This is a genomic window from Vineibacter terrae (assembly GCF_008039615.1).
GTDB classification, from domain to species: Bacteria; Pseudomonadota; Alphaproteobacteria; order Reyranellales; family Reyranellaceae; genus Vineibacter; species Vineibacter terrae.
This window is the reverse complement of the sequence record NZ_VDUZ01000078.1, coordinates 17,593-28,671: the sequence shown is the minus strand read 5'-3', so window position 1 is coordinate 28,671 and position 11,079 is coordinate 17,593. Positions and strand designations below refer to the sequence as shown.

The following is an 11,079-nucleotide window of genomic DNA, read 5'->3' as shown; positions in this document are numbered from 1 at the left end:
GCATGTTCCAACTCGTCCGTGCCCGCGCCCGCGGCTATCGCAACGTCGATACCTTCATCGCCATGATCTATCTCGTTGGCGCTCCACTACCCAAACTCGTCAATTCCATTTGAAACGTCGAAGAGCCGATATTTTTGGGTCGGATCTGCCCGACCACTATTTTGAAGGTGTGTTCGAGCGCGGCCGAATGCGCTGCTGAGCCGCTACCGCCACTTCGGATTCGAGATTGCGATCTTGTCGGCGATGGTGGCACGCAGATGGGCCATCAGCGCCGCATCGGTCTCGTCGCGCCGGCCGTTGCGCAGGTCGTGCGCCAGCGCGGTGTTGAGCTCGGCCAGCGTGCCGTCGCGGCCCAGCAGGGCCTGCAGGCGCTGCAGCTCGCGCGCGTTGGCATCGGCGCCGCTGGCCGCCTCGCGCTCCAGGATGGCCAGCGAGTTGATCGCGACCTTGAGGTGGAACTGCGTGCGGCCTTCGAGCCTGGGCAGCACGTCGCTGCCCAGGAACTCGCGGATGGCGCGCAGCAGCTCGGGCGCGTGCGGGCGGTCCTGGGCCATGTCATGCCTCCGACAGAAGCTGCAGCAGGTCGACCTCGGTCTCGGCGCAGCGCCGGCCGATCGACGCCAGCTCGACCGAATGCTCGGCGCCGGACAGATGCTTCCATGCCTGCGCCATGCAGATGATGCCCCAGCGCGCCGTGCCGAAGATCTCCCACCAATAGGCGCGTGCCTTGTCGACCGGCGGCCCGCCGGCGGCTTCGTAGGCGGCATGCAGCGCTTCGCGCTGGCCGAAGCCGCCGGCCGGGTTCTCGACCGCGCCGAAGCGCCAGGACTTGATGCACATCCAGCCGAGGTCCTCGAGCGGATCGCCGGTATGCGCGATCTCCCAGTCGAGGATCGCCGTCACGCCGCTTTCGTCGGCCAGGAAGTTGCCGGTGCGGAAGTCGCCGTGCACGAAGCAGGGCGCGACCTCGGCGGCGGGCAGGCGGCGCGCCAGCCATGTCAGCGCCAGCTCGAACACCGGATGCGGCTCGCCGATCCTGTCCAGCACCTGGCGCTGCTGCGCGATGGCCTCGGCCGGCGTCACGCGCCGCAGCCGCGGCAGCTCGTCCAGCGGCACCGCGTGCAGGCGGGCCAGGATCGCTCCCAGTTGCGGCACGATGCGGCTGCGTGCGTCAGTGTAGCGCGGCTCGCGCAGCAGCTCGCGCGCGATCGCCGTGCCCGGCACGTGCCGCATGACGAAACCGTCGCCCAGCCCGTCGGCCGCCGTGAGCGCAAACAGCGGCGCCGGCACCGGCACGCCGTGGCGGTAGGCGACGCGCAGCAGCTCGAACTCCAGGCCGCGATCCAGCGCCAGCGACGATTCGCCCGCCGGCATGGTGCTCGCCGCTGCCGGCGGATCGCGGCGCAGGACGAGCGCATGGCGCTGCTCGCCGTCAGGATGGGCGACGATGGCGTCGAAGCCCCAGGTTTGCCGCGAGGCGCCCCCGGAATGGCGGAACAGCCCTTCGGTGCGGACCGCATGGCCGAAATGACGCATGCAGGCTGCGGCCAGAAGGCGCGCCATGTCCTGGGTCGTGTCGCCGATCTCGGGCTGAGCAGGCATCTTGCCGCTTTCCTCCGTCGTATGAACGATCGTTCAGGCCATTCCAGCACGGCCGACACGGCACTGTCATCCGGTAGCGATCGCGCAGGCGCCGTGATATGGGACGCCTCCTTTGCGAGGGGAAGATCGCGTGGCCGATAGCGGACTCTGTCGCCTGAGCGCCGTCGAGACGGTGGATCTGCTGAAACGCCGGCAAGTATCGCCGCTGGAGCTGATCGATGCCGCCGAGGCGCGCGTCGCCGCCGTCGACGGCGTTGTCAACGCGATGGTGACCCGCACCTTCGAGCGGGCGCGGCAGAAGGCCGCCGGCCTCGCGCTGCCCGATCCCGCGACGCCGGGCTGGCTGGGCGGCCTGCCGCTGGCGGTCAAGGACCTCAACGATGTCGAGGGTGTGCGCACCACCTTCGGCTCGCCCGCATTCAAGGATAACATCTCGCAGCGCAGCTGCCTGTCGGTCCAGCACCTAGAGGCGATGGGCGGGCTGGTGATCGGCAAGAGCAACACGCCCGAGTTCGGCGCCGGCGCCCAGACCTTCAACGAGGTGTTCGGCATCACCCGCAACCCGTGGGACACGCGCATGACCTGCGCCGGCTCGTCGGGCGGCGCGGCCGTGGCGCTGGCCACCGGGCAGGCGTGGCTGGCGACCGGCTCCGACCTCGGCGGCTCGCTGCGCACCCCGGCCAGCTTCTGCGGCGTGGTCGGCTTCCGGCCCAGCCCCGGCCGCGTGCCGGCCGGCCCGTCGGTGCTGCCGCTGAACACCTTTCCGGTCAACGGCCCGATGGGCCGCTGCGTCGCCGACGTGGCCCTGATGCTCGACGCCACGGCGCGGCACCACCCGCTCGATCCGCTGTCCTATGACGCGCCCGCGGTCTGCTATGCGCAGGCGGTGGCCAATCCGGTGAAGCCGGCCAGGGTGGCGTGGGGCGGCGGCTTCAACGGCGCCTGCCCCCTCGACCCCGAGATCGAGGCGATCTGCCGCCAGGCGACGTTGCGGTTCGCCGAGATCGGCGCCGTGGTCGAAGACACGGCACCCGATGCCGGCGGCGCGCGCGAGGCCTTCCAGGTGTTCCGCGGCCATTTCATGGCGGCATCGCATGGCGGGCTGCTGAAGTCGCGGCGCGACCTGCTGAAGCCCGAGGTGATCTGGAACATCGAGTACGGCCTGTCGCTGACCGGCGAGGACCTGCGTCGCGCGTCGCTGCTGCAGGGCCAGCTCTACGCCCGCTTCGCGGCGTTCATGGCCGGGTTCGACATCCTGGCCGTGCCGACGGCGCCGGTGCCGCCGTTCCCGGTCGAGCAGCGCTATGTCGAGGAGATCAACGGCCACAAGATGCCGAGCTACATCGACTGGGTGTTGATCACGTCGATCATCACCATGACCGGGCTGCCGGCGGTGTCGGTGCCGGTGGGCTTCACCAGCAGCGGCCTGCCGGTCGGCCTGCAGCTGGTCGGCCGGCCGCGCGGCGAGGCGGGGCTGCTGGCGGCGGCGAAGCTGCTCGAGGACATGACCGGCCTGCACAAGCGGTTGCCGATCGACCCGGTCGTGCGGCACTGAACGGAGGGAAAGAAGCGATGGATGCGAGCGTGAGCGCGATGCACGGCCTCTACCTGGAGGACCTGGCTGTCGGCATGTCGGCGGTGTTCGGCAAGACTATCGGCGAGGCCGACATCGTGGCCTTCGCCGGCGTGTCGGGCGACACCAATCCGATCCACCTGCATGACGGCTTCGCCAAGACCACGCGCTTCGGCGCCCGCATCGCGCACGGCATGCTGGGCGGCAGCTTCATCTCGACCGTGATCGGCACCAAGCTGCCGGGCCCCGGCGCGCTCTACGTCTCGCAGAGCCTGAACTTCCGTGCGCCGGTGAAGATCGGCGACACCGTGACCGCGCGTGCCGAGATCGTCGAGATCGACGCCACCCGCCGCCGCGTGCGGCTGAAGACCGAGTGTCATTGCGGCGACACCGTCGTGATCGACGGCGAGGCCGTGGTGATGGTGCCGCGGCGCGCCAAGGCGTGAGCGCGCTTCGGCAATGACCGGCATCCCGATCATCGACCACTGGCATGCCGTGCCCGAGGCATGGCGCGGCGGCGTCGTGGCGCTGGGCAATTTCGACGGCGTGCATCGCGGTCATCAGGCGTTGCTGGCGCGCGCCGCCGGGATCGCCCGCGCCGCCGGCGTGCCGATGACGGCGCTGACATTCGAGCCGCATCCGCGCGCCTTCTTCGTGCCCAATACCGGGCCGTTCCGCCTCACGCTGCTGCCGGCCAAGGCGCGGCTGCTGGCCGAGCACGGCGCCGGCGCCGTGCTGGCGCAGCGTTTCGACGCCGCCTTCGCCGCCCTGCCGGCGGACGCCTTCGTGCGCGAGGTGCTGGTGGGCGGCCTGGGCGCGCGCGATGTCGTGTGCGGCTACGACTTCACCTTCGGCGCCCGCCGCGGCGGCAATGCCGAGCGCCTGCGCGAGGCGGGCGCGGCGATGAAGTTCGGCGTCGAGGTGCTCGACCCCGTCATGCGCGAGGGCGAGATCTACTCGTCGACCGGCATCCGCGAGGCGCTGCGGCTGGGCATGGTCGAGGAGGCCGCCGACCTGCTGGGCCGGCCCTGGGAGATCGAAGGCGTCGTCGAGCAGGGTGACCAGCGCGGCCGCACCATCGGCTTTCCCACCGCCAACGTGGCGCTGGGCCAGCACCTGCGGCCGCGTTTCGGCGTCTATGCCGTGCGTGCCGGCATCGAGGCGCAGGGCCGCCTCGTGTGGCATGACGCGGTGGCCAATCTCGGCCGCCGGCCCACCATCGGCAAGCTGGTCGAGAATTTCGAGGTCCACGTCTTCGACTACGACGGCGACCTCTATGGCCGCGTCCTGCGGGTCCAGCTCATCGACTTCATCCGCTCGGAAATGAAGTTCGCCGGGCTGGATGCGCTCAAGGTCCAGATCGCCGCCGACGGGGCCGCGGCGCGCCAGATCCTGGCGGCGGCGGCGCGCGCGCATCCCGGCCCGTTCTGAGCGGCGGCGTGGCGGCGCTCCTGCACGGCGCGCTGCTGCTGGCGGCCGGCGGCGTCGCGGCCGCCACCGTCGCCGGCTTCATCCCCTCGCCGCGGGGCTGGCTCGACATCGTCACCCATTTCCGGCCGCACCTGGCGGCGGCCGCGCTGCTGCTGGCCATCGTCGCGGCGCTGCTGTGCGTGCCGCCCTGGGGCGTCGTGCTGGCCGCGGCCCTCGCCGTTGCGGCCGCCGCCAACCTGGGCGTGATCCTGGCGCAATGGCCCTGCCGGGCGGCGCCGGCCGGCGCCGGCGGCGGCACGACGCTGACCGTCGGCGTGCTGAACGTGCGGCACCGCAACACCGATCATGCCCGCATCGTGCGCTGGATCCGGGCGGCGGGGCCGGATGTGCTGGTTCTGGTCGAGGTCTCCACGGCATGGGCCGACGCGCTCGAGCCTCTGGCCGATCTCTACCCGCATCGTGCGATCGGCCGCACCGCGTTCGTGACGATGATCGCGCGGCGGCCGTGGACGGCATGCGATGTCCTGCCTGGGCCGCGTCCGAAGCAGGGCCTGCTGCAGGCGCGCTTCGACCTCGGCAGCACGGCGCTGACCGTGATCGCGGCACACCCGGCATCGCCGACCCGGCCGCACCGGGTGCGGCTGCGCGACGCCGAGCTTGCCATGCTCGCGGCGCTGGCGGCGGCGGCGCCCGGCCCGGTCGCGGCCCTGGGCGATTTCAACGCCACGCCCTGGAGCGCGCCCATGCGGCGCCTCGTGCGCGCCTCGCCGCTGCGCTACGCCGGCCTCGCGGCCACGACGTGGCCCGCGTTCCTGCCGCGCTGGCTGGGCCTGAAGATCGACCACATCATGCTGGGCAATGGCTGCGCCGTGGTCGACTGCAAGGTCGGCCCCGATGTCGGCTCGGATCACCGCCCCGTCGTCGCCACGATCCGTTGCCCGCCGCCGTGACATTGGCAGAGGCTTTGCACGCGATGCGCACGGCCCTGTGCTACAGCCCTGCCGCATGCGCGCCGTGCTGGGCCATACCTTGAGAGCGAGCCTGCGGACCCTGCTGCTGCTGGCCGTGGCGGTGGTCGCGCTCGCCACCGTGGCGGGCTTCTATGGTGCTGCGAATGTCTGGCTCGACTATGCCGCCCATTTCCGGCCGCACCTGGCGGGCGCCGCCGCGGCGGGCATGCTGGCGACGGCGGTGCTGCTGGCGGGGTGGCGCCGCCTGACCCTGACGGCGCTGCTGGCCGGCTGCGCGATCGTCAACGCGAGCGTGATGGTGGCGGAAGCCGACTACCGCGCCGGCGTCGCCGAGGAATACGTTCCGCTGGCGCTCAGGATCGCCGCGGTGAACGTCTATTTCTTCAATCGCGAGCCGCAGCGCATCGAGGCCTGGCTGCGCCAGGAGCAGCCCGATGTCGTGGTCCTCACCGAGGTCGACCGGTCATGGCGCCCGCGGATCGCGCGGCTGGCCGATCTCTATCCCTACCAGGCCGTGGGCCAGACCGCGTTCACGGTCATGATCGCGCGCCGGCCCTGGGAGTCGCTCGAGGTCGCGGCCGGCCCGCGCCGCGGGCAGGGGATCCTGGTGGCGCGGTTCGACATGGCGGGCACGAAGCTGACGGTGATCGGCGCCCATCCGGCATCGCCGATCCATCCGCGCTACGCGCGCCGCCGCAATGCCGAGCTCGAGATCGTGGCCCGCCTGGCGAGCGACGCGCCGGGACCGGTCGTGGCCATGGGCGATTTCAACGCCACGCCCTGGAGCGCCCCTATGCGGCGCCTCGTGCGCGGCTCGCCGCTGCGCTACGCCGACCTGATGGCCACGACGTGGCCGACCTTCCTGCCCGGCTGGCTCGGCATCAAGATCGACCACATCATGGTCGGCAAGGGCTGCGCCGTGGCCGGCTACAAGGTCGGGCCCGATGTCGGCTCCGACCACCGGCCGGTGGCCGCCACGATCCGCTGCGCCCATGCCCTCTCCCGCGCGCGGGAGAGGGAGGGGCCTATTGCGCGTAGCGCAATGGGAGGGTGAGGGGCCAAGGACGCCGTGCGGCGTGCGTAATCCCTCACCCGCCGGTCGCTGCGCGACCGTCGACCTCTCCCGCAAGCGGGAGAGGTGAGACACGCCTCGCCTTGACCCTTGCCGGACCGGTTCGTATGTTGGCCGGATGTTGCTGCGGCGCGTCATACACTTCCAGGCAGCCCGTGACGGGCGAATTAGCCGCCCGGCCCGTAGACGGGACCGGGTAACTTGCTGATTCGTCTCGCTTTTTGACGCCGCGCCGGCGCTGTGCGCCGGACTAAACGACGAGTTCTCGCCGTGACCGCCGACTACCGATCGACCGTGTTCCTCCCCGCGACCGACTTTCCCATGCGCGGCGGCCTGCCGAAGAAGGAGCCCGAGCTGCTGGCCTTCTGGGCGCGGCTGGGCCTGTTCGAGCGCCTGCGCGCCGACTCCAGAGGCCGCGAGAAGTTCATCCTTCACGACGGCCCGCCCTATGCCAACGGCAACATCCATATCGGCACGGCGCTGAACAAGATCCTCAAGGACGTCGTCACCCGCAGCCAGCAGATGCTGGGCAAGGACTCGCACTACGTGCCGGGCTGGGACTGCCACGGCCTGCCGATCGAGTGGAAGATCGAGGAGCAGTACCGTGCCAAGAACAAGGACAAGGACCAGGTGCCGGTGGTCGAGTTCCGCCGCCAGTGCCGCGCCTTCGCCGAGCACTGGATCAACGTGCAGCGCGAGGAGTTCAAGCGCCTGGGCGTGGTCGGCGACTGGCAGAATCCCTACAGCACCATGAGCTATGCCGCCGAGGCCGCCATCGTGGCCGAGCTCGGCAAGTTCCTGATGAACGGCGGCCTGTTCAAAGGCGCCAAGCCGGTGATGTGGTCGGTGGTCGAGAAGACCGCCCTGGCCGAGGCCGAGGTCGAGTACCACGACCACAAGTCGACCACCGTGCATGTGCGCTTCCCGGTGGTCCGCACGCCGCATGCCGCCCTGGAGGGCGCCGCGATCGTGATCTGGACCACGACCCCCTGGACCATCCCGGCCAACCGGGCGCTGGCGGTGGCGGCCGACCTCGACTACGCGGTCTACAGCGTCGATGCGGTGGCGGAAGGGGCGCTGGCCAGGCCGGGCGAGAAGCTGATCTTCGCGCCGGCGCTGTTCGATGCCGTCAAGGCGGCGCTGCGCATCGAGCGCATGTCGCGCGCCGCGACGCTCAAGGGCAGCGAGCTGGCGGGCACGGTGTGCGCCCATCCCTTCGCCCGGCTCGATCCGTTCTACGACCGCCAGACGCCCGTCTTCACCGGCGACTTCGTCACGACCGACGCCGGCACCGGCGTGGTGCACATCGCGCCCAGCCATGGCGCCGACGACTTCGAGCTCGGCCGCAAGCACGGCATCCCGGCCGAGGACTACGTCGCCGACGACGGCACGTATTTCCCGCGCGTGGCCCTGTTCGCCGGCAAGCGCGTCTACACGCCCGACGGCCGGCCCGGCGACGCCAACGGCGCCGTCATCACCAGGCTCGCCGAATCGGGCACCCTGCTGGCCAAGGGCTCGCTGGTGCATTCCTACCCGCATTCCTGGCGGTCGAAGGCGCCGGTGATCTTCCGCTGCACGCCGCAGTGGTTCATCGCCATGGACCGGCCGATCCAGGGCATCGACGGCACCCTGCGCGAGGTGGCGCTGCGCGCCATCGACGACACCCGCTTCGTGCCGCCGGCCGGCCAGGTGCGGCTGCGCTCGATGATCGAGCAGCGGCCCGACTGGTGCGTCTCGCGCCAGCGCGCCTGGGGCGTGCCGATCGCCGTGTTCGTCGACAGGCAGACCGGCGAGCCGCTGCGCGACGCCAAGGTGATGGAGCGCATCGTCGCCGCCTTCCGCGAGGAGGGGGCCGACGCCTGGTTCGAGAACCCGCACCGCTTCCTGGGCCCCGAGCACGACCCGGCGCGCTACGAGCCGGTGACCGACATCCTCGACGTCTGGTTCGATTCCGGCTCGACCCACAGCTTCACGCTCGAGGGCCGGCCGGAGCTGAAATGGCCGGCGTCGCTCTACCTCGAGGGCTCCGACCAGCATCGCGGCTGGTTCCATTCCTCGCTGCTGGAGAGCTGCGGCACGCGCGGCCGCGCGCCCTACGACGCCGTGCTCACGCACGGCTTCACGCTCGACGAGCAGGGCCGCAAGATGTCCAAGTCGCTGGGCAACGTGATCGCGCCGCAGGACGTCTGCGACCAGTACGGCGCCGACATCCTGCGCCTGTGGGTCGTGGGCTCCGACTATGTCGAGGACCAGCGCATCGGCGCCGACATCCTGAAGCACCATGCCGACGCCTATCGCCGCCTGCGCAACACGCTGCGCTACCTGCTGGGCAGCCTGTCGGGCTTCACGCCGGCCGAGCGCCTGCCGGCCGAGCAGATGCCGGAGCTGGAGCGCTGGGTGCTGCATCGCCTGGCCGAGCTCGACGCCGAGCTGCGGCCGGCGGTGGACGATTTCGATTTCCACACCATCTCGACGACGCTGCACAATTTCTGCGCCGTCGACCTGTCGGCCTTCTATTTCGACATCCGCAAGGACGCGATCTACTGCGACCGGCCCGATGCGCCGCGCCGGCGTGCGGCGCGCACGGTGATGGCCGAGCTGTTCTCGTTCATCACCGCGTGGCTGGCGCCGCTGGCCTGCTTCACGGCCGAGGAGGCGTGGCTGGCGCGGCCCGGCGCCGGCACCGACGGCGGGCCCGAGAGCGTGCATCTGCGCACCTACCCGCAGATCCCGGCCGCGTGGCGCGACGAGGCGCTGGGCGAGAAGTGGCGCAAGGTCCGCGCCCTGCGCCGGGTCGTGACCGGGGCGCTGGAGATCGAGCGCGCCGAGAAGCGCATCGGCTCGTCGCTGCAGGCGGCGCCCACGGTCTACGCCACGGATGACCACGCCGCGGCGCTGGCCGGCCTCGACCTGGCCGAGATCTGCATCACCTCGGGCGCGACCCTGCGCTCGGGCGAGGTGCCGGCCGGCGCCTTCACCCTGGCCGACGTGGCCGGCGTGGGCGTGGTGCCGGACCAGGCCGAGGGCACCAAATGCGCCCGCTGCTGGCAGGTCCTGCCGGAGGTGGGGTCATCGTCGCAGCACCCCGACCTGTGCCACCGCTGCGAGGACGCGGTCGAGGCGCTCCCCAAGGTGGCGGCGTGAGGCGGCAGGCCGCAGCCTCTTCACCTCTCCCGCTGGCGGGAGAGGTCGGCCGCGCGCAGCGCGGCCGGGTGAGGGCTTCACGCACGGCACCTCATCTTTGGTCCCTCACCCTCCCATCGCGCTATGCGCGATGGGCCCCTCCCTCTCCCGCATGGCGGGAGAGGGGACAATGACCGCCCTGGTCCAGCTGGGCTTGCTGGTGGCGGTCGGCGTCGCCGCCGTCGACCAGATCAGCAAGCACGCGTTGATGGCCCTGCTGCATGGCCGCAGCAGCATCGAGGTGATCCCCGGCTTCTTCGACCTGGTGATGGTGTGGAACCGCGGCGTCAGCTTCGGCCTGCTGGCCGGCGACGGCGATGGCGCCCTGCCGCCCTGGGTGCTGTCGGCGGTGGCCGTGGCGATCAGCATTGCGCTCTTTTTATGGCTGTGGCGGGTCACGCTGCGCTGGACCGCGGTCGCCATCGGCCTTGTCATCGGCGGCGCTGTCGGCAATGTTATCGACCGCGCCCTCTGGGGCGCGGTGTTTGACTTTGCCGATTTCCATGTCGGGGGCTGGCACTGGCCGGCCTTCAATGTCGCTGACGCAGCCATCGTGCTGGGTGTCGCGGCGTTGCTGGTCGAATCGGTTTTCCGGCCGCAAGAAGGCCGCCGCAGGGACGGCTAACGAGGGAACAACATGCAAGCCAGGATCGTACGGGGTCTCGCGTTGATTGGTGCTGTGTCGGCGTTGAGCGCCTGTTCCGCCTTCCAGAACCTGGGCGGCGCCAAGAAAGTCTCTCCCGACGAGTTCCGGATCGTGGCGCACGCGCCGCTCGCGATGCCGCCCAATGCCGATCTGCGGCCGCCGCAGCCCGGCGCGCCGCGGCCGATGGAGCAGACGCCCTCGGAGGAGGCCCGCACCATCGTGACCGGAGCGGGGGGCGGCACCGGCGCCGCGCCGGCCCGCGGCCGTGCGCCGGGCGGCCAGAGCCAGGGTGAGAGCGCGCTGCTGGCCAAGGCCGGCCAGAGCGGCGGCTCGTCGATCGACCCCGATATCCGCACCAAGGTCAACCGCGAGAGCCGGGTGATCGCCGACAACAACCGCTCGGTGATCGACAGCCTGATCTTCTGGCAGGACGCGGCGCCGCCGGGCGTCGTGCTTGATCCGGCCAAGGAGCAGCAGCGGCTGCGCGAGTCGCAGGCGACCGGCACCGAGCCCACCGGCAGCACGCCCTCGATCGAGCGCCGCAAGCGCGGCATGCTCGAGGGCATCTTCTGATCCTTCGCCCCCGCGACGGCGCCACGGC

Annotated in this window: 10 protein-coding genes; 8 read left to right on the top strand and 2 right to left on the bottom strand. The window is 71.2% G+C overall.

Annotated features, from left to right (window positions below):
* Window positions 1-203 precede the first annotated feature (203 nt).
* Both FHP25_RS38615 and FHP25_RS38610 read right to left on the bottom strand, forming a co-directional pair.
* The gene (locus tag FHP25_RS38615; protein WP_147852336.1) at window positions 204-554 is read right to left on the bottom strand and encodes a DUF6285 domain-containing protein; all 351 of its coding nucleotides are present in this window, start codon (window positions 552-554) and stop codon (window positions 204-206) included.
* 1 nt (window position 555) lies between these two features.
* A complete protein-coding gene (locus FHP25_RS38610; protein ID WP_147852335.1) occupies window positions 556-1,602 on the bottom strand; it encodes a phosphotransferase family protein in 1,047 nt (348 codons plus the stop codon).
* Between the two features lie 130 nt (window positions 1,603-1,732).
* Here FHP25_RS38610 and FHP25_RS38605 point away from each other — a divergent pair, with 130 nt between their 5' ends.
* The 8 genes from FHP25_RS38605 to FHP25_RS38570 all read left to right on the top strand — a co-directional run bounded on the left by FHP25_RS38605 (window position 1,733) and on the right by FHP25_RS38570 (window position 11,051).
* Window positions 1,733-3,157 (top strand): amidase, encoded by a 1,425-nt coding sequence (locus FHP25_RS38605; RefSeq protein WP_147852334.1) that lies wholly within the window; start codon window positions 1,733-1,735, stop codon window positions 3,155-3,157.
* Window positions 3,158-3,195: 38 nt separating this feature from the next.
* Window positions 3,196-3,621: a MaoC family dehydratase gene (locus FHP25_RS38600; RefSeq protein ID WP_147852339.1), complete on the top strand. Its 426-nt coding sequence runs from the start codon at window positions 3,196-3,198 to the stop codon at window positions 3,619-3,621.
* Between the two features lie 13 nt (window positions 3,622-3,634).
* On the top strand, window positions 3,635-4,606 hold the full coding sequence (locus FHP25_RS38595; RefSeq protein WP_147852333.1) for a bifunctional riboflavin kinase/FAD synthetase: 972 nt from the start codon (window positions 3,635-3,637) through the stop codon (window positions 4,604-4,606).
* Between the two features lie 8 nt (window positions 4,607-4,614).
* Window positions 4,615-5,556 (top strand): endonuclease/exonuclease/phosphatase family protein, encoded by a 942-nt coding sequence (locus FHP25_RS38590; protein WP_178134108.1) that lies wholly within the window; start codon window positions 4,615-4,617, stop codon window positions 5,554-5,556.
* Window positions 5,557-5,611: 55 nt separating this feature from the next.
* On the top strand, window positions 5,612-6,631 hold the full coding sequence (locus FHP25_RS38585; RefSeq protein ID WP_178134107.1) for an endonuclease/exonuclease/phosphatase family protein: 1,020 nt from the start codon (window positions 5,612-5,614) through the stop codon (window positions 6,629-6,631).
* A gap of 339 nt (window positions 6,632-6,970) precedes the next feature.
* Window positions 6,971-9,793: an isoleucine--tRNA ligase gene (gene ileS / locus FHP25_RS38580; protein WP_231712632.1), complete on the top strand. Its 2,823-nt coding sequence runs from the start codon at window positions 6,971-6,973 to the stop codon at window positions 9,791-9,793.
* 169 nt (window positions 9,794-9,962) lie between these two features.
* Window positions 9,963-10,457, top strand: a complete 495-nt coding sequence (lspA, locus tag FHP25_RS38575; protein ID WP_147852329.1) for a signal peptidase II — start codon at window positions 9,963-9,965, stop codon at window positions 10,455-10,457.
* A 12-nt stretch (window positions 10,458-10,469) separates the two neighbouring features.
* The gene (locus FHP25_RS38570; RefSeq protein WP_147852328.1) at window positions 10,470-11,051 is read left to right on the top strand and encodes a DUF3035 domain-containing protein; all 582 of its coding nucleotides are present in this window, start codon (window positions 10,470-10,472) and stop codon (window positions 11,049-11,051) included.
* Window positions 11,052-11,079: the final 28 nt, after the last annotated feature.

What these genes read in the sequence shown, in the direction of transcription:
- FHP25_RS38570 (WP_147852328.1), top strand. Translation starts at nt 10,470, where the DNA reads ATGCAAGCCAGGATCGTACGGGGTCTCGCGTTGATTGGTGCTGTGTCG.
- FHP25_RS38610 (WP_147852335.1), bottom strand. Translation starts at nt 1,602, where the DNA reads ATGCCTGCTCAGCCCGAGATCGGCGACACGACCCAGGACATGGCGCGC.
- FHP25_RS38585 (WP_178134107.1), top strand. Translation starts at nt 5,612, where the DNA reads ATGCGCGCCGTGCTGGGCCATACCTTGAGAGCGAGCCTGCGGACCCTG.
- FHP25_RS38615 (WP_147852336.1), bottom strand. Translation starts at nt 554, where the DNA reads ATGGCCCAGGACCGCCCGCACGCGCCCGAGCTGCTGCGCGCCATCCGC.
- FHP25_RS38595 (WP_147852333.1), top strand. Translation starts at nt 3,635, where the DNA reads ATGACCGGCATCCCGATCATCGACCACTGGCATGCCGTGCCCGAGGCA.
- FHP25_RS38600 (WP_147852339.1), top strand. Translation starts at nt 3,196, where the DNA reads ATGCACGGCCTCTACCTGGAGGACCTGGCTGTCGGCATGTCGGCGGTG.
- ileS (WP_231712632.1), top strand. Translation starts at nt 6,971, where the DNA reads ATGCGCGGCGGCCTGCCGAAGAAGGAGCCCGAGCTGCTGGCCTTCTGG.
- lspA (WP_147852329.1), top strand. Translation starts at nt 9,963, where the DNA reads ATGACCGCCCTGGTCCAGCTGGGCTTGCTGGTGGCGGTCGGCGTCGCC.